This is a genomic window from Xanthomonas sp. CFBP 7698 (assembly GCF_003600855.1).
Taxonomy (GTDB): domain Bacteria; phylum Pseudomonadota; class Gammaproteobacteria; order Xanthomonadales; family Xanthomonadaceae; genus Xanthomonas; species Xanthomonas cannabis.
In genome coordinates this window covers 182881-203723 of record NZ_PRDN01000001.1, presented here as the reverse complement: position 1 = coordinate 203723, position 20843 = coordinate 182881, and the positions used below count along the sequence as shown (strand labels likewise).

General features: G+C 63.9%; 1 protein-coding gene (running past one end of the window). It reads left to right on the top strand.

Going from position 1 to position 20843, the window contains the following annotated elements; all coding sequences use genetic code 11:
* Positions 1-20843, top strand: partial view of an Ig-like domain-containing protein gene (locus XnspCFBP7698_RS21500; RefSeq protein WP_158255448.1) — the 3' portion only. Its footprint begins 15058 nt before the window's first position; 20843 of the gene's 35901 nt are visible here — the last part of the coding sequence; the start codon falls outside the window, past its left edge; its stop codon occupies positions 20841-20843.

Sequence of the window (20843 nt, the reverse complement as noted above, 5' to 3'; positions counted from 1 at the left end):
TTGTTGCCCCCGATCAGGCAGTGCACGGTGCGACCATCCAGGTCGATTACCGCGTTACCAACAAGGGCAGTGCCGCCACCCGCGGCGCCGATGCAGCAGTCAACAGCTGGACCGATACCGTGTGGCTGGCGAAAGATCCGCGGCGGCCCGGCGCCAGCCGTGGTGACGTACTGCTGGGTAGCATCACCCACACCGGCAATCTCGCTGTGGGCGAGGACTATCTGGGTAGTCTGCGCGTTGCCATTCCCAATGACACCTTCAGCGGAAAGTACTACATCACGGTCTGGAGCGACGCCTACGACAGCATCCTGGAGGACACGCTGGCATCCAACCTCAATGCCGACGATCCCAGCCAGCTAGACAACAACAATTACAAGGCCCGCGCAATCTCCGTGCTGGGCATCACGCCGCCGGATCTTGTGGTCAGCCAGATCACCGTTCCTCAGACAGTGGATGCAGGCGGCAACCTCACTTTCAGCTACACCGTCCAGAACGGGGGCGATCTATTTACCGGTAGCTGGACCGATACGGTTTACGTTGCCGACAACGCCGACCTGTCCAAAGCCACGAAAATGTGGCTGATCGGTGATTACATTCAAAGTCGCACGCTCAACAACGGCGAAAAATACACCGTCAATCAGACAGTGCAGCTCGCGCCGTCGATCACCGGCCGCTACGTTGTCGTGGTCTCCGATGCGCTCAGGCAGGTTCGAGAGACCAATGATGACAACAACGCCACTGCCGTGGTGTCCAATGTTGTCTCCCATCCTGCCGATCTCCAGGTCACCTCGGTCACCATCCCGTCGCAGAACTATTCCGGCGAACCGACGCCTATCAGCTGGACGGTGACCAACAAGGATGAAGCCGTTTGGCCATCGACGAGCGCGTGGATCGATTCGGTCTACATCAGCACCGACCCGACCTTCATTCCAACGCGCGCGACCGCCTTGGGCGCATTCACGCGTTACAACACTGCAGGTCTGGCGGCAGGCGCCAGCTACACCGTGACGGCCAATGTGACGCTGCCGCCGGGTACCGACGGTCGTTACTACATCTACGTCATCACCGATACGGGTGCGAGCCGGGACAATCTGGCCTCGCCCGAACCGAAGTCCAGACCATTGGAAGAACTCAATGCAGGGGGGCGTAACAGTTACGCGCTCGACCAGTATGGCCAGTCGGTGTTCGAAGGTCGCAACGGCGAAAACAATCTCGGTAGTGCAGGTATCGACATCACCTATCGTGAGGCCGATCTGCAGATCGATACCATCGCGATCTCCAACCCGACGCCTCAGTCCGGCGAACTGGTAACGGTGACCTGGACGGCGACCAATCGTGGCGATCGCGCTACGCGTATCTCCAACTGGGCCGACGGTGTCTACCTGTCCAACGACGACACACTGGACGCCAGCGACACGCCATTGCCGGAGGGCGATCTCTACGTCAATCCGGGGCGTATCCAGGGCATCTCGATCGTCGGTGCAGACGGCAAGCCGCGTTACCTGCAGCCTGGCGAGTCCTACACCGCCAGCGTCACGTTCCACCTGCCTCAATCGATCAGTGGCAATTTTCGCCTCATCGTCAAGACCGACACCTCTACGGTAAAGGACTTCGAGTACAGCACGCCCAGCTCGATCCGTGACGGGCTGGATGTCGTTGATGGCAGTGGCCCAGGCGCCGTGCTTGAGTTCCGTGGCGAAGGCAACAACGTGGCCTCGCTCGCGCTTCCGATCAGGTTGGCGACGCCGCCAGACCTCACCGTGTCGGCAGTGACCGTGCCCGCGCACGTAGTGGCCGGCCAACCGTTCTCGGTTGACTATTCGGTCTTCAATGCCGGTGGCGATACACCAACCGACCAGCAAACCTGGAACGATCTGATTTATCTGTCGCGTGACCGCTTCCTAGACGTGAACCAGGATCGCTATCTGGGCTATGTGGCGCACGGTAGCGGCCTCGCTGCCGGTGGTCGTTACGACGGTCGCTTCAGCGTGACCGCGCCGAGCGATCTGAGCGGCGCGTGGTACGTGTTCGTCATCACCGACCCTGCACGCGTGTTTGGTGCAGGGGCCAGTGGCGCCGTACTCGAATTCGGCAAGGACCAGAACAATGCCACTGCCGCCGATCAGCCGGTATTGATCGAGATTCCGCCGCCGGCCGATCTGAAGGTCGACACGGTCACCGTGCCGCCGCAGGCGCAGGTCGGCCAGCCTGTGACCGTGACCTACACGATCACCAACGATTCGGAAAACACCGCGTACGGCACGTGGACGGATGCTGTCTACCTCTCGATCGACAACGCCTGGGGCCTGACCGACATCCTGCTCGGCAAGGTCGTGCATCGTGGCGATCTCGCAGGACATGCCAGTTACAGCGGCGCGCTCACCGCCAACCTGCCACCGCTCAAGGACGGCAGCTGGCGGATCATCGTCCGTCCGGACCTGTACAACGAGGTCTACGAAGGCGCGATCAGCTATGGCCCGACCGGCCTCGTGATGGCTCCGGGAGAGGCGAACAACCTCACGGCCTCCGCCGCGATCATCCAGACTTCGGTCCCCACGCTCGCCGTCGCCAACCCCAAGGCCATCGTGCTCGACGATGGCGTGGCCCAGCTCTACAAGGTGAGCGTCGCCGCTGGTCAGACCCTGCGCGTCTTGCTTGACTCCTTCGCCCTCTCCGGCGACAACGAGCTGTACATCCGTTACGGCGACATCCCGACCACGTACGCCTATGACGCCTCGTACTCGAACGCGTCATCGGCGGACCAGCAGGCGATCATCGCCAGCACGCTGGCGGGCGATTACTACATCCTCGTGCGCAGCCGTGGCGGCCATGACATTGCAGCGACCCTGCGTGCCGACCTGTTGCCGCTGTCGATCACACGGATCACGCCGGACCATGGCGGTGTGGGCGACGACGCACACCGCTGGGTCACGCTGGATATTTACGGCTCCAGCTTCCAGGCCGGTGCCATCGTCAAGCTCAACCGCCCCGGCGTGTTCGAAGCCGAGCCGGATCGTTGGCAGGTGCTGGATGCTACGCACATCCGCGCGATCTTCGACACGCGTGCATTTCCGCTCGGTCTTTACGACGTCACTGTCATCAACCCGAATGGGCAGCGCGTCACCGAGGCAAACCGCTACCTCGTCGAGCGCGGTATCGAGAGCGATGTCACCATCGGCGTCGGCGGATCGCGCACTCTGGATCCCGGCCAGAGCGCAAGCTACACGGTCTCGCTGCAAAGTCTGACCAATGTCGACACACCCTATGTGCGTTTCGACGTCGGCGCAGTGGAGATGGGTTACAACAAGTACCTCATCAATGGGCTCAACCTGCCCTACGCCCTGTTTGGCTCCAACATCGCCGGCTCGCCATACGGCAATACGGCCACTGCGCCAGCCAACACGCAAGGCTATGGCCAGACGCCGTCGACCCCGTCGCGTACGGATATTCCGTGGGCGTCGCTGGACGGCACGCTGAACACATCCGGATACACGCTTGCGCCGGGTTACGCCTTCGATATCGCTGCCAGCGGATTTGTCGGCATGACGTTCCGTTTGCAGACGTATCCCGGACTTACTGCTTGGGTCAATCGCGACTTTGTTGGCCTTCGCGAAGCGCTTTACGCCATCCGCCCGGATTGGAAATCGCAGGGCATCCTCGACGCCGGCATAAACGGCCTTGACACCATTTCGCAGGGTTTGGCAGCGCGATTCCGCTCCACTGAGCCAGAAGACATCCTCAGCGAAATCGAATCGCTCTCCCAATCCTTCGAGATGAATATCGTCGCTGCCGCGACAGCCCTGACCCGCGCCGAATTCGTCGCCGAGCAGACGGCGTATGCGCTGCGCCTGCGCACTGCGATCCTTGCCGACCAGACGGCTCCGGTGAACCTTGCCGTGCTCGCTGCCGATCCGGCGGCCTGGGTCAACGGCTGGCTTGCCGCACTCGAAACCGGCGGCATGCTGCGTCCCGATCACCAGGCACCACCGATCACGACCAACCCGCAAGTGGTCAGTCTCAATGCCACACTCGCCGCCGGCATCCTGCTCTCACGCGCAGGCGACACCTATCGCACCCAGGCCGACCTGCTGGGCTTCTTCGTCAAGGTGCAGCAGTGGTACGGCGACACCGCCAAGTACAGCGGCGATCGAGGTGCAGCCACCGGCCCGATCGACCACTTCGAAGTGCGCTACACGTCTGAGGGTGATGAAGTTCTGGTACCGGTGCCCTCGCTCGCGAATCCGGCCGATTACGATCGGCACACCGGACGCACCCTGCAGTTCGAGAACTTCCGGGTCTTCGTGGGGGGCCAGGCGGAGCTTGAATATCTCCGCGCGCAAGGCCTGCTTGACGAAAAATTCAACCCGGTACCGGGAAAGCCGCTCAACCTTACTCAATACCTGCAGTTGATGGCGCAGCGCAGTGGCCTGGACGATGCCGTGATCGCCGTGCAGGGGCCGCAAGGCCGAGCGAACGCGGTTGACGGCAGCGTCTATGTCCCGTCAGCGACGCCACTGCCCTACTCCTTTGCGTTTTCCAACCCGACCTCGCAAGGGGTCGGCGAGATCCGCATCGTCAGTCAGCTCGATGCCAACCTCGATCCGCGTTCGCTGCGCCTGGGTGATCTCAAACTCGGCGACATCAATCTCCATGTGCCAGCCGATCGCGCCAATTTTCAGGCCGACTTCGATTTCACCGGCACCAAGGGATATGTGCTGCGTGTCAACGCCGGCATCGATATCGAAACCCGCATCGCCACTTGGTTGATCCAGGCAATCGATCCCGCGACCGGCGAGGTCATGACTGACCTCACCCGTGCTTTGCTCGTACCGACCAATGGCGCCTCGATCGGCGGCTTTGTGACCTATACGGTCTCCGTCGGCGCCAATGCAGTCACCGGGACGAAGATCGGCGCAAGTGCGCGGATCCTGTTCGACCAGACGCCGCCGGTCGACAGCGGCACGCTCAACGTTACGCTCGATGCGGGCGTCCCCACGACCACGGTCACGGTCACCAGCCTCGGCAACAACGCCGCGGGTGCACCGACTTACACCGTGAAGTGGGACGCGCAGGACGATGCCAGTGGCATCCGCTTCGTCACCGTGTACGTCGCCACCGACGGCGGGGATTTCCGCATCTGGCAGCGCCAGGTTGGACCCGACCGCACGAGCGCTGTGTTCACCGGTGAGGCCGGTCACACATACGAATTCCTTGCGGTGGCCACCGACCTGGCGGGCAACCGCGAGGCGGCCAGTACCACCAATGCCGTGCTGCCCGACGATGGCGGCAGACAGGGTGTGCTGGACGGTCTGGGCGTCACGCCCGGACTGGAACAGACGCCCAGTACCCCGGCGGCGGCCCCCGATCGCAACTATCCCGAAAACACTATCTTCCAGCAGGCGTCCCAGCTGCTGCCGGGTGTTGTCGTGGGTACGAACCCGGGCGACTACACGAATATCCTGTCGCCGTTCGCGGCACGTGGTTTCGTGGACGGTTTCGCAGCCAGCGATGCCGACATCGGCGCGATGGCGATGGTCGAACTCGCCGACCACAGTGTGTTGTTCAGCGCCGGTGCGCAGCGCAACGAAGTGTTCAAGGCGGGCAAGGACGGCGGCCGTTCGGTGACCCCGCTGTTCGTGCTCGATAGCCCAGTACTCGACATGGCCGTGGACGCGTTCGGCCAGCTGTGGGTGATGACCGGTAACGAATTGCTCCAGGTCGACGCAAACAGTGGCGCCATCTTGCGCCGCTTGCAGGGACCGAGCGGGCAGCCGCTCACCCATGCACTGGCGATCGCGGCCAACGGTGACATCTACGTGTCCTCTGGTGGCGGCATCGAAGTATTTAATCCGAACGAAGCCGACGCTGCCAAGGCATGGCAGCACTTCAGCAACACCCGCGTCGGCGATCTCGCCTTCGGCCCGGACGGGCGCCTGTGGGCGGTCCGCTGGACCGGCAGCCAGATCACTGCCGCGGATCCGAACGGCAACACCGAGATCGTCAGCTTCCCGATGTCCGGCAGGACCGCCGGCCGCGCCGAACTCGAGTACCGCCTGACCGGCACCGTCGCGTCCATCGCGTTCGGCGCCGCGGGCACCCCGCTCGCCGGCCTGTTGTTCGCCTCCGGCCAGCTCGCGCAGCACGTCACCGTCGCCGGTGTCACCGACACCACGCGCGGCTCGACCACCTGGATGATCGAATTGGATTCCCGTCGCGTGCTCCAGCTTGCCGGCGGCGGCACCCAGGCCCAGGCGATCGTCGCCACCAGCGACGGCCGCCTGCTCGTGGCACAGACCAACCACATCGACGAAATCGCCCCGGCGCGTGCGCCGAAGGTGCTGGCGACCAGCGTGCCGGACGGTGCACTGGTACCGCTGCCGCTAGGTGAGATTGCGGTGGTGTTCGATCAGTCGATGTCGGTCGCTCTGGGCAAGGATGGTTCCGTTCTCGATCCCACCTACTACGTGCTGAAGGACGGTCAGCCGGGAGCGACGGCACTCCATCCCACAAGCGTGCGTTGGGATGCTGCCAGCCATACCGCGTATCTCCGATACGACGGGCTGCCTGCTGGCTACTACCAGATGACGATCTCCGGCCAGCTGCGTTCGGCGACCGGACTTGCGATCGGCAACGACGTCATCTCAGCGTTCACAGCACTGCTCGATATGAGCAACAACGTGTCCATCGCGTTCAGTAACACGCGTGCAGATCACGTCACCGGCGCCATCAGCTACGACATCAGCCTCACCAACGTCGGTCTGGACGACATCCACGGCCCGCTGATGTTGTTGCTCGATCCGGGCGTCTACTTCAACGGTGCCATCCCCGGCAGCAGCGCCGGTCAAGGCTCACAATCCGATCTGTGGGTACTCGACCTCACTGCCGCGTTGCAGGCACTGGGCGGAAAGCTCGCCGTCGGTGCAACACTGGACAACCAGACGGTCAGCGTACTGCCGCCCTCCTCGGCCAGTGCCTTCGGCGGCCTGGCTGGCCTGGCCCGCTTTGCGATCGGTCACGGCGTATACGCCGTGCCGATGGCGAACGTCCCGCCCGTCATCGTGAACACGCCGTCGCTGGAGGCAGACAGCTTCGTCACCCCTGCCGTCATCGGTCAGCCGTGGACCGCATCGATTGAGGCGACCGATGATGACGGTGCCGCGTTCTTCTGGGAAATCGTCAGTGCACCGCCGGGTTTCGCCATTTCCGCCGGTGCTGGCTTCACCCGGGACCCCGACGGACGCTATCGCGGTGCCGCCACCCTCGCCTGGACACCGGGCCCAGATGCCGAGGCCGATACCGTCATCATCGTCCGCGTGCAGGACGGTCGCGGTGGGGCGTCGCTGCAAGAACTCCACCTCCCCGTCGTCAACGGCAATCAAGCGCCGGTACTGGCGGTGGCCCAACAGGTCAGCGTGGCCGAAGGCGCTCTGCTGACCCTGCCCATCGTCGGTGCCGATGCAGATGGCGACACGCTCACCTACAGCATCGGAAACGTACCGCCAGGCGCGCAGTTCGACGCCCGGACCGGCATTTTCTCCTGGCGCCCTGGTTACCAGCAGGCGGGCGTGTATACCGATATCACCGTGACGGTCTCCGATGGCAAGTCGATCGTCAGGCAGGCCTTCACCATCACGGTCACGCAAGCCCTGCCCGACCCGGTCCTGTTGCCCGTCGCGGCGCAGACCGTTCGCGAAGGCGATGCGTTCGCGCTGCAGTTGGCTGGATCACTGCCGGGCGGTGCCCGGCTCGACGACGGTACGGTCGTGCGCTTGTCTTATAGCGCCGCATCCTTGCCGGGTGGCATGACCATCAATCCCGAGACCGGTTGGCTCGCCTGGACGCCTGGCTTTGACCAGCACGGCGATTACACCGTGCGCGTGCGCCTGACCGCGACCTTCGCTGCCACCGACGGCACGACGGTGTCGCGTTATGTCGAACGCGACGTGGTACTGCATGTACTCAATGCCAACGGTGCGCCGCACTTCGACGCCAATATCGAGTCGCCTTGGAACATCGTCGAAGGACAGCCGCTGCGGATCAGTGTGTTCGCCTTCGATCCGGACAACGCCCAGTTCGCCCCGGCCGTCCGCCTGGGCACCTCGGCACCAGCCACCAGCAACGATGGTGTCGTGGTGCCGCCGAGCGTCGCCTATCAGGTCCTCGGACTTCCCGCCGGCGCGACCTTCGATGCGCAGACGCTGGAACTGGCGTGGACGCCTGGCTACACCCAGGCAGGCACCTATTACGTCACGGTGATCGCCACCGACGACGGCGATGGTCTGGGAACTCCGGCGACCAGCCGGGTCACCATTCCGATCGTGGTCGCGGACACCAACCGCGCCCCGGTGATCGGCGCGATCGCCAATGCGTTTATCGAAAAGGGCGCTGTACTCGATATACCTGTCGACATCCAGGACGTTGACGGCAATGCGATCGCCTACACCCTGTCCGGATTACCACGGTTTGCGACCTTCCTGCCCAATGCCTCGGCGCCGGCAGGGCATGTGCGCGGCGTCATCCGCTTTGCACCGGGCGCCAACGATCGTGGCGACTACACGATCACGATCGTTGCTCGCGACGACGGCAACGGCGACCCCGCACGCGTTCTGACGCAAGCGGTCAGCTTCGTCGTCACCGCGCGCAGCCAGACCGAAGCACCGGTCATCGACGTGCCCCGCAATGTCGTTGCCGTCGTCGGACAGGCCATCTCCCTGCCCATTGTCGCCAGCGACCTTGATCAGGATGCCCTCACCCTCAGCGTCAACGGGCGACCCGTGGACGCCGTTGTCACCGCGTCCCCCACCTACGGTCACTGGATGCTGACCTGGACGCCCACCGCGGACGACGTCGGCGCGCACGACATCACTTTCACCGTGACCGATAGCGGGTTACCGCCGCAGGATGCAGGCCACACGAATCCCGCATTGCCGGTGCCCAATGCCACCGTGCAGACGGTGCGGATTTTGGTGCGTGCCGCCAACAGTGCGCCCGAACTGCTCGCCGTCCAGGTAAATGGACAAACAGTGCCGACCACCGGCGACGTGTCCGAACCCGTCCAGCTCGGTGCGAATGAAGGAGCAGCGCTGCTCGTCGACCTGTTCGCACGCGACGTCGATGCCGACGCGATCCGTTGGACCGTGGCCGGTCTTCCCGATGGCATGACACTGACTGTCCCCTCAGACGGAACGCGGGCAATCCTTCAGTGGACTCCCGGCCAGTTCGCTGCGCAGTCGGGCAATATCCCCGGCGGTGTGCCGAGCCAGTATCGCTTCACCGTGACTGGCAGCGACGGCAGCGCGCAGTTCACGCGTGCCTTCGTGGTGACCGTCGCCAACGTGAATCAGGCGCCCGTAATCCTTCCGATGCCATTGCAGTTGGCGAGCGAAGGGACGGCGGTGACCTTCACGTTGCGGACGGCCGACGCAGACGGCGATCCGACCCGGATCGCCTTCATCCAGGACGACCAGACTCCCCCGGGCGTGATGTTCGACCCGAAGACAGGCCAGTTCGAATGGACACCCGCTGCCGGCACCGTGGACAACGCCGTGCAAGGCTCGCGTGACTTCGCGTTCCGCTTCGTCGTGACCGATGGTGGGCTGAGCACCACGCGCACCGTCAACGTGCGTGTCTTCGACACCAACCGAATGCCCGAGCTCTCTGTCGCCAGCCATGCGCTGGTGGTCGGCCAGGAGTGGAAGGTACCCGTCGCGCTGGGTGGACCGGCGCCGGGCGGCATCGCAGTGTCAGACGCTGACGGTGCCGTGCAGACGGCTGCCCTCATCGTCTCGTTCCAGGGCCTGCCCGAAGGTGCCAGCTACGATGCAGTGACACAGCGCTTGTCCTGGACGCCAGGACCCGGACAGATCGGCGATTTCGTCGTCACCGCCCAGGTTTCCGACGGCTTCTCGACGGCATGGAAGTCGTTCACGCTGCGCGTCGCCGCCGACGCCGCCTCGAATGCACCGTCGATCCTGGTCGATGCAGTGCCGGGGACGCCTCTGCTCCCAGGTCAGGCCGTGCAGGTGACTGTCCGCGCATCGAGCTTTGCACCGGTGACCGGCCTGATCGTCCAGGTCCGCGGGATCGGAACGGACCCGGACACCTGGCAGACCATCACGCTCAATAGCAGCGGAAGGGCCCGCCTGACCGCATTGCGTCCGGGCCTCATCGACGTGCGCGTCGTTGCCACCGATGCCGATGGGTTCACCGCCACGCGACAGACTGCGTTGCAGGTCCGCGATCCGCAAGATACGGCGGCACCGCAACTCGCATGGGCCGGCGGCCTCGCCGGCACCTCCGCCAATGGAAGCCCTGTCGTTGCTGCGGCTTCGCTGCAGGTCCTTGCCGCGATCGGTGAGCTCCAGCTGGCCGGCTATCGCTTGCAAGCCGCCAGCATCGACGGCGGTGCGTGGCAGACCCTGGCCGAAGTGGAGACCGGATCACAAGCCGTGGACGGCACCCTGCCGATCTACACGCTCGATCCGGCCACCTGGAACAACGGCATCTACCGTGTGCGCCTGACCGCATGGGATCTGGTCGGCCGGACCAGCGAGATCGAATCGCGTTTCACCATCGATTCGACTGCCAAGAGCTTCGACAGCGGGACGCAGGACGCTGCCTACGAACTGGGTGGCCACGCTTTCAGCGTCGTAAGGACCGCCGGCTCCAACAGCGGCGACTTTGGCAACCAGAACCTGCAAGGCATCGACACCGGCATGCGTACCGATCAGCCCGACGTCACCTCGACGGGCGCCACATACGCGTGGACCGAAGGGTCTGTGTTCTGGTTGCGCATGCCTGCCTCTCCAGGCGGCGGCGCTGCCGTGGCCAATCTCAGGTTCACCTTGCAGACCACCGCGCAGCCCATGGCCGGCACAGTGAACGCACCGTTGGTGTATCGCGCCGGCTTTGCGGCGGACCAAGGCTGGACGCTCGCAGTGTCGGTCGACACGCCGATCGCGCGCCAGGGATCTCATCTGTATGACCAGATCAGCGGTCTGCCGTGGCGTCCTTCGGGCTATGTGCTGACCTCGCCGGACGGCACGCGCTACGGGCTGGATGCCGCGGGCAAGGTGCAGACCGTACGCTTCACCGACGGTGTCCAATGGCTGGTCTCGGACAGTGGCATCGCAGTCGTCGGTGGCACGCAGCGCCTGGAGTTCATGCGTGATGCGTCCGGCCGGATCGTCAGAATCGTGGGTCCGCAGACCAGCGGGGCGCCCGTCGCCAACACGGTCTATGGTTACGACAACGCCGGTCGGGTCGTGCTCGTGCGCTCGCTGGACACCGATCAGCCTGCAAAGGCCTATGGATACGGCGACGACGGCAAGCCATATACCGATGTTCTCGCGGCCAATCTCGGTGCGTCCACGCAGTGGAACAAGCCGGGCAACGCATGGACGGGCTCCCTCTCCGCGGAGACGACCACGGTCGGCTTCATCGTGCGCGACAGCGAGCTGGCTTCCAGCGTAAAGGTCGCCGGTGCATCCGGTGCCCTGACCTTGGCAATACGCGTCACGCTCGCCGATGCCAACAGCAACGTGGACGTGGTCGGTGGCACGATCGTCGGGCGCACGCTGCACGACGGCGTGCTGACCTTGCTCGTTCGCATTGATGCCGCAGGCCTCAAGCTCGTCCGTTTGAACGGCACGGGACAAGCCAGCGTACGTGTCGCCATGCCCGGCGACCTCGACGGCAACGGGTCGATCAACGGCGCCGATGCAAGCGCGTATGCCGCGGCAGTGATCAGCCATGCCAGCCTGGCCGACCTCACTGGCGACGGCGTCATCGATCAGTCCGACCGTCAACTTCTCTACGCCAACTACGGCTGGAAGGCCAATGCGGCGCCGCAGGTCCATGCCGATCTCCCGGCCACGCTCACCCATGCCGGCCTCGGTGTCGCGATCGGCCTGGACGGCGTGGCGACGGATCTCGAGGGGGATGCCATTTTCTGGCGCATCCTCGGCGCCGAGCACGGCACTGCCGTGTTGGGTGCCGATGGACGCTCCGTGATCTTCCGGCCCGACGCCGGCTACACGGGGCCGGCTTCCATCCTGCTCGGTGCCGACGACGGGTATTCGACATCGTCGTCGATCCGTCTGCCTGTCACGGTCAGCGCCGCACGCATGACCGGCATCCACCTGGTCGCACCGGATAGCGCGCTACCGGGCCAGAGCGTGCCGCTGCGTGCCACGGTCGACTTCGAAGACCAGACGGGTGTCGACGTCAGCGCCGATCCGGGCTTCCTGGCGATGTATCTGGCGACACTGCAACCCGTTGCCGCAGGTAGCCTGCCCGCGCGTCTGGACGATGCGCAAGACCTGCTCGTCACGCTGGGCAAGGGCCCTGTCCTGATCGTGGCCAGTAATACCGCATCCGATGGCTCCATCGTTCGCGATGTCCAGGTGATCAACATCATCGACCCCGCGACCGCCACGCCGGCTGTCATGCCCGAGGTCTATCCCGGTGCGTTCACGCTCGCCAGGGGAGGCACCCGCCAGCTCAAGGTGCACGCCGACGATCCGATCACCCAGGCATCGGTGGATATCCACGCGCAGGCTATCTACCTGTCCAGCAACGACGCGATCGCCACCATCGATGCCAACGGGTTGGTCACCGCGCATGCGAACGGCCATGCGACGATCTTCGTCGTCTATGTGTACACCTCACGCCTTTCCGATGGCACGCTGCTCCAGCAGACGATCGGCATGGCCCAAACCGTTATCTCGGTCGAACTGGCCCAGCTGCAGTCAACGCCGCAAGCCATTGAGGTCGACGCCGAAACGGGCTCCGTCGTGATGGCGCCCACGGGCGAAACCGTCATGATTCCCCCCCAGGCGCTGAGCGCGGACACCACGGTGTCCATCCAGCGCATCACGCTGGGCGATCCGTCGTGGCCCGGTACGGCGCAGGTCCCGGCACAGGGAGTGCTGGAGCCGCTGGCCGCCTTCAAACTAGAACTGGGCAAGGACGGCACGACGTATCCGCTGCAGTTGGCCATCCCCGTCCAGCAAACCGCCAATCCGGGGGACGAGGTGCTGTTCCTGCGCAAGGGACAGGTGCCCAATGCGGACGGTACATTCACCGACACCTGGTGGATCGTCGACAACGGCTTCGTCGGCGCAGACGGCATTGCGCGGACCGCAAGCCCGCCGTTCGACGGCGTGAGCTTCTCCGGCGAGTACTACGTCATGCGCGGGATGCCCGGCGTGATCTCCGGCAAGTACGAAGTAGGAGTAGCAGCAGCTACCTGGCTCACATTCGGCGGGACCGGCCTCTCGATTGCCGGCGGCTTGCTGGGCGCGTCCTTCCAGTCGGACCTGATCGACGCCATCGCGCAGGCCGCCACCAGCCTGTTCGTCGGCGCGTACCACTTCGGCATTCCGCAGTCGGCCGACGTGGAGGTACCACAGGTCGGTCCCGGCCAGATCGGTAAAATCAATACAATCAATATTCTTCCGCCGGTGAAGATTCCCGGGAATACGATTCCGTTGCCGACCATCACCGGGCTGGCCGCCGTACCCGGCTCCGACAAGGTCACGCTGACCTTTGCCGATGCTAAGCCAGCACCCTACACGAGCACACTCGTGCTGCGGGCAATCCTTCCCGATGGCTCGCGCATCGATATCAAGACGTTCCCCGGTACGACAACCGGCAGCGTGACCGTCCAGGTTCCGGCGGACACGGCCGTCGGCGTGATCCGCTGGCAGCTCTTCCGCGTCTATGCGGCAAATACGCTCAATCCGTCGGGCGTAGCCGTCAGCGGCGCCACGCGCGAATTCTCGGGTAATGTGTACAAGATCACTCCGCAACCGAACATCGTGGCGGTCCTGAGCCGGACCGGCGTCGACTTCCTTCGTGAAAACAAGGTTGTCGGGCAAGTCAATCTCCTGGAGCGACTTGGTGCTGCAGAGCTCGATGCCTACCTCACAGGCACCAAGGTCCAGCCGATCGCATTCTCCGACGACTTTACCCGTGCTTATGTCGGTGGCAATGCAGTGATCTACGTCATCGACACCATCACCTTCCGTATCTTCCAGACCATCCCCGTGACGGGTGGGAAGAACATCACCAGCCTGGTCGCGGCAGGTGGCAAGCTGATGGTGGGCGAAGGCGCGACATCCGGTGCGGGGGCAGGCAACTATCAGTTGCGCGTCGTGGATATCGATACGACGAGCAAGACCTTCAGACAGGTCATCTCGGTACAAGGCACCGGTATCGAGGCCTCGGTCTACGGCGTCGCCGCCATGGAGATAGGGCCTGATGGGTATACCCTGATCGTGGCGGTACCGAAGAACGCGAACAGCACCCAGCTGGGCGACCGGACCAAGCGCGGCGATGTCCTCATCTTCGACCTGACCACGCTGGTCATGACGACCGGGCGCATCGCCCCCGCCATCGTCGCGGCGTTGGACGGCGACGGCATCAGCGGCAAGTCGCCCCAGCGCATTGTGGCCACTGCGGACGCTGACCATTACCTGGTCACCAATGTCGCGGACTACAGCCGCGGCTTGTCCACCCTCGTCCTCACCCGCGACAGCAGCGGAAACGTCACCTCAGCCACGCTGACCGCAATCGACCTGTCGCAACCGCTCAACGCGATCATCTCCGACCGCCTGGACATCCAGCGGGCGCAGAGTGTCGTCATGGTGGTACGCGACGGTGTGGAATACGCCATCGTTTCGGACGACCACTACAACTTCAACGACCCGTACTACAGGGCGATGTTCGAAGCGCCCGACTTCCTCTACCCGCCGTTTGGCCCGCCGGTCGCCTACGGTGGCAGTGCCAGCGCCAAGAAGGTGTCGGTCGGCGGAAAGCTGGGCATCATCCGCGATCCGTTCGGCAAGCAGGGCAACGCGCAGTACCTCGGTGCCACGCTGCCGCTGGACGGCTACGGCATCATCAACCTCAGCCTGTCCGCAGACGGCGCGGTGCTGGTCGGCCAGTTGAAGGGTGGCTTCGGCACCGTGGATCCATCACGCCAGAACCCCAATCTGGTGCAGAGCTGGAGTATCGACGCCCTGCTCAAAGCCACCCTCGCGATGTCGGACAAGGACCGCCAGTCGCACCACATCGCGATTGAGGAGCCCGGCGAGCAGAACATCCCGGTCAAGGCAAGCCCGCCTGCGGGAACCGAGATCAGTACCGGTGCGGAGACGGAGACGAAGACCAGCTTCATCACCGGCAGTGGATTGACGAACACTGGCACGGCGGTCAATGCGATGTCGCTGACGATCCCGGGCGCGTCGCATGCCCAAACCTACGTGACGATCGATGTCGACTCGACCATCGCCAAGTTCCTCAAGGCTGGCAGCGGCAGCGAGCCGCTGACCTCGCACACCCTGGTCATCTCCGCTGGCGGCAGTGCCACCTTGTCGGCGGATGCCAAGACCATTTTGGAGATGTATCCAGGTAACGCGCTGTCGACCAAAACGGCGGACGAACTGTATGGCGGCCAGATCACCGTCACCACCGTGGTCAACGGCCAGAAGAAGATCGTCGTGTACCAGATCGTTCGTTGGGTGAATCTGACCGATGCGGTGGCGGTCCTGAAAATGGTCGACCCGAACAACGCGGCCTTCCTGGTACCCAATTCTTCCGGCACCGGAGGTGGGCTGTATTACGAAAAGCCCGACTATGCAGGCGTCCAGTTCCAGAACACTTTGGCTGACGGCGCTGGCGGCCAGGTCCGTACCAAGGAAGTGCAGATCATCCTTTCGTCCTCCATGCAGCTGAACCTTTCCGATCACGGCGCGAGTACCGAATTCGGCTTCGGCCCAGGCACTGCGGTGACGGCAGGCACGGCATCGTGGACCTTCGACCCGGATTTGACTGGCCCCTTTAACTCTGGCGCATCCTCGTACTCGTTAGACACGCTGGACATCATCAACGCGGACGGCACCACAATCGGCTCTTTGAACGTGCAAGGCAAGAAGACCAAGCAAGTTGTGGCAAACCTGAACTTCACCGGCTTCAAGGCCGAGATGGTCCGCATCTTCACGACAAATGGCCTGTTCCAACTGCGACAACCTGGCAACAACCAAACTGGCTGGTATTACGCCGTCGGGGCGGCGGCGCAAGCCAAGCCCAGCTGGGGCGCTAGTTACCTGGCCGGTTCTTTAGAAGTCAGTATCGACTTCTGGAACACGTACGGAAAGTTCGTGAACAACTACACGGTGCCGGCACCGGGCGCGACACCCACCAGGCTGCAGATGGACTTCGACAACGCCGTTATCGCTGCCTTCGACGACATGGCAAAAAGCATGACGGCAATTTACGCGTCAATGGGTAATGGCATCACATTCATCCGCGACGCAGCGCCGGGCACTACGACGTGGATCGAAGGTCCATCTGTCAATTGGGCAGATGTGGGGATCGGCACTGCTGGCTACGTCCTGCCGCCGTCCGGGCTGCCTATCGATACCAGGCGTGGTCAAGGTATCAAGTCGGGGTGGCTCGATTCCGTCCTACAAACCGGAACACCGGGCGCACCCGCCATCCCCGAGATGGCCAAGGAATGGGCGCTCACCGACGCGGTCAACCAGACTGTCGCCCAAATCGGTAATGTCTCGATTGGTCGCGCGTTCGACTGGGGCGGCGGCACATCGTTCGGCTCTTACATAGCGTCCACCGTGGCGCACGAATTCGGTCACACTTTCGGCCTCGGCGAGGGGTACTTACAGATCCCAGGAGTCATTTATAAGCCTAATGCCATGGCCCAACCGAATCTCATGAACGGAGGAGATGTAAAATACACACGTCTCGGCTTCACAGCCGAACAGCAGGCAATCCTCCAGTCCGCCGTCGGCGTCCAGCCGAACGCCACAACGTCGACTGGACTGACGCCGCTGGCAGCGACGATCGCGTTCTACAAGCAGTATTACTACCTCCGCGACTCGACTAACGCTCTTCCCAGCATTCCAACGACGTACGTCGCGCCGGTCGGACCACCCTCCACCCCATCGGCATCACCCGAAAGGTTCGCAGTCGTGCCGCAGGCGACGATGCTGGCAACTCAGCAGGCGCCAGCGGCAACTTCGGTCTCTCTGACAACAGAATGGACCGCACACGGCGATGTCGACATCGGAAACGGCCGCCTCGTCGTGCGCGAAGCCGCCGGTAGCCAGTCGCGGGTCGGCAAGGTGTTTATCGTGGGAGCGACGGACCGCTTCCTGCGCTTCACGATTGATGCGGCATCGCTGCAGGCCGGCAGCGGCATCCCGCAAGATGCCTTCGAAGCGCTGCTGCTCGACGCGGCAACCGGCCAATCAGTCGCCGGTGCGATGGCGCTGTCGCGCACCGATGCACTGCTCAACCTGCAGGGCGACGGCCAGGCGTTCCTCGCCCAGGGCGTCGCCTTCAAGATCAATCCCGACGGCAGCCGGACTTATCTGATCGACATCAGTGGTCTGCCCGCCGGAACAGCCATTGCGCTCTCGTTCGACATCCTGGGCTTCGGTGCGCTCGGCAGCGAGGTCGCCATCAGCGACATCGCACTCATGGCTGATCCGCATGCGGTGGACGATGCGTTGACCACCAACGAGGACGCCGTGATACGTCTCGACGTGCTCGGTAACGACACCAGTACGGCAGGCAGCCGTGTCGTGGTGGTCACGCCGCCCACGCACGGGACCCTGACGGTGCGCGACGACGGCAGCTTCGACTACACGCCGGACGCGCTCTGGTGGGGCCAGGACGCGTTTACCTACCTGCTCGACAACGGCAAGGTGCAGTCGAACGTGGCGACCGTGTCGATCGACGTGCGCAAGGTCAACCATATGCCCAGCGCCAGCGATGCCAGTGTGTCGCTGCAGGAAGACGGCTCCGTCGCGATCGACCTGTCACTCCACGCCACCGACCTGGACGGCGATACGCTCGATTACCGTATCGTCGACGGACCCCTGCACGGCAGCGTGGTTCGCCAGCCGGACGGCACCTTCCTCTATGTGGCCAACCCCGGCTTCCACGGCGAAGACAGCTTCACCTTCGTTGCCAACGACGGTCAGTCGGACTCGTCTGTCGGCACGGTCAGGTTGCAGGTACAGCACGTCAACCACGCACCGGTGGCTCAAGACGCCACATTGCCTTCGCTCGAGGAGCAAGCCCTCGACGGCAACCTCATTGCCTGGGTCACCGATCGCGACGGCGACGCGTTGACGGTCGAACTGGTGAGTGGCCCCGCCCACGGCAACTTGGTTCTGAACCCGGACGGCAGCTTCCGCTACGTGCCGGATGCGCTGTTCCGCGGCCAGGACGTGTTCACCTACCGGGTCAGCGACGGTCTGGCAAGCTCCGCAATCGCGACGGTTACCATCGTCATGGCACCGGTCAATCACCTGCCTACTGCCGACGATTTCGACCTGCAGGTCCAGGGCGATGGTGCCGTCGCGTTCGACCCGCTCACTCATGCGGCCGATGTCGACGGAGACACGCTGGGCGTGATCGTCGTCGATGCTCCTTCGCATGGAACGCTCATCCGCCAGACGGACGGCTCGTACACGTATCGTCCCGACACGTACTACGCGGGCAACGATCGCCTGACCTTCGTCGTAGACGACGGAACCGGGCGCTCGCAGCTGGCGACCGTCACTTTCACCGTGCTGCCGCTGAACCATGTGGCCAGCGCGGTGAACGATGTCGCCACTACCGACCAGGGTGTGCCCGTGGTCATCGCCGTCCTGTCCAACGACAGCGACATCGACAACACCACGGGGCTCAACGCAAACACGCCGAAGGCGCCCAATGCGGGGCTCACCGCGCGCGTCGCAGTGCCGCCCGCCCATGGAACGCTGGTCGTCAACACGGATAGCACCCTGACCTATACACCCAACGAGGGATTCTTCGGGACCGATACGTTCGCCTATGTCGCCAACGACGGTGAACTCGACTCGGCCGTTGCGTCTGTCAGCATCACAGTGCGCCAGACCAACCATGCACCGATCGCCGCGAACGATGCCTACACCACCGTGCAGGGCCAACCGCTGGTCTTCGTACCGACCTCAAACGATACCGACGCGGACGGCGATCGCCTGCGCACGATCATCGTCAACGGACCGGTGCATGGAAAACTCGTCTGGGGCAGCGACGGCTCGTTGACCTATACGGCCGACGCGGGCTTCGTCGGCACCGACACCCTCACCTACCAGGCCAGTGACGGCAAATCGGTGTCCAACGTAGCGACGGTGCGCCTGACGGTGTCGGCAGCCAACCAGGCCCCGGTCGCCGTCAACGACAGCGTGCGCGTGCACAACAACCAGACGGCGCGCATTGATGTGCTTGCCAACGACCGCGATGCGGACGGCGATGCACTGAAGGCCACGATCGTCTCCGCTCCGAAGCACGGAACGTTGACGAAGAACGCGGATGGCACCTTCAGCTACTCTGCTGACTGCCTGTTTACCGGCACTGACACGTTCACCTATGTGGTCAACGATGGCAAAGCCAATTCCAACATCGCGACAGTCACAGTCACGGTGCTGGGCCCGAACCTGCCGCCGCTTGCGTTCGACGATGTGGTGGACGTCAAGCAGAACGGCTCGGTACGGATCGATCCAACCGCCAACGACTGGGATATCAACGGTGATGACCTGCAGGCCGTGCTGGTCTGCGGCCCGAGCCACGGTAGCCTGTCGCTCAATCCGGACGGTACATATACCTATACGCCGGACGCGAATTGGTACGGCCTGGACGGCTTCACCTACCAGGCATTCGACGGTCAGTACCGCTCCAACCCGGCAATGGTCTGGATCCGCGTGGCGCATGTGAACCAGGAGCCGGTCGCTGCCGCCGATGCCTTCACGGTACGTGCCGGCGTGGCAACGCGCCTGGACGTGCTCGCCAACGACAGCGATGTCGACGGCGACAGCCTGACCACTAAGCTCGCCAGCTCGCCCAAGAACGGCACGCTCACCCGCAACCGCGACGGCAGCTTCAGCTACACGGCGAAGTCCGGCTTTGTCGGGACCGATACCTTCATGTACGTGGCAACCGATGGCGCACTCGACTCCAGGCCCGTCACCGTCAGCATCACGGTACTGGCACCGAACCGTGCACCCGTGGCCAAGGACGACAAGGCCACCACCCTGGCCGGTGCCGCCGTGCGCATCGATGTGCTCGGCAACGACACCGATGCCGACGGTGACCGACTCGCCACCCTGCTCGTCTGCGCGCCGTCCCATGGCAAGCTGTCGCTCAACGCCGATGGCAGCTACACCTACACGCCCGACAAGGGCTGGTACGGCACCGACAGCTTCAGCTACCGGGTGACCGATGGCGACGCCCAGTCCGGCGTGGCGATGGTCAGCATCACGGTGCAGAAGGTGAACCGCGCACCCACCGCCCAGAGCGCCTCGTTCCAGGTGCAAAAGGACGGCAGCGTGCGGATCGACTTCGATTGCCTGGTCAACGACCCGGACGGCGACGCGCTGACGCTTAGCCTCACCAATCCGTCGAAGGGGTCGCTGACGCGCAACCGCGATGGCAGCTACACCTACAAGCCGAAGGCGGGCTTTACGGGGACGGATGCCTTCAGCTACTCAGTGAGCGACGGCAAGCTGACCGCCAGTGCGAGCATCACCCTGGTGGTGTCGAAAAACCCGCCCCGTGACAATGCGATGAGCATTATCGTTGGTGCGTCGGCCTCTGCCGGAAACGTGCAGGGCGGGGGCTACATCGTCGTCAACCTGGGTACGTCCAGCCAGCCGGTGATCGACTGGACTGCTACGGCCGGAACGTACCCGACGGGACTGGGGAACACTGGATGGGCCGCGTTGCTGGGCGGCGCGGTGTCGGGGATTGATCTGCTGGTTGCGCAGACGGGTCTGGTGGTGCGGCGCGACTGA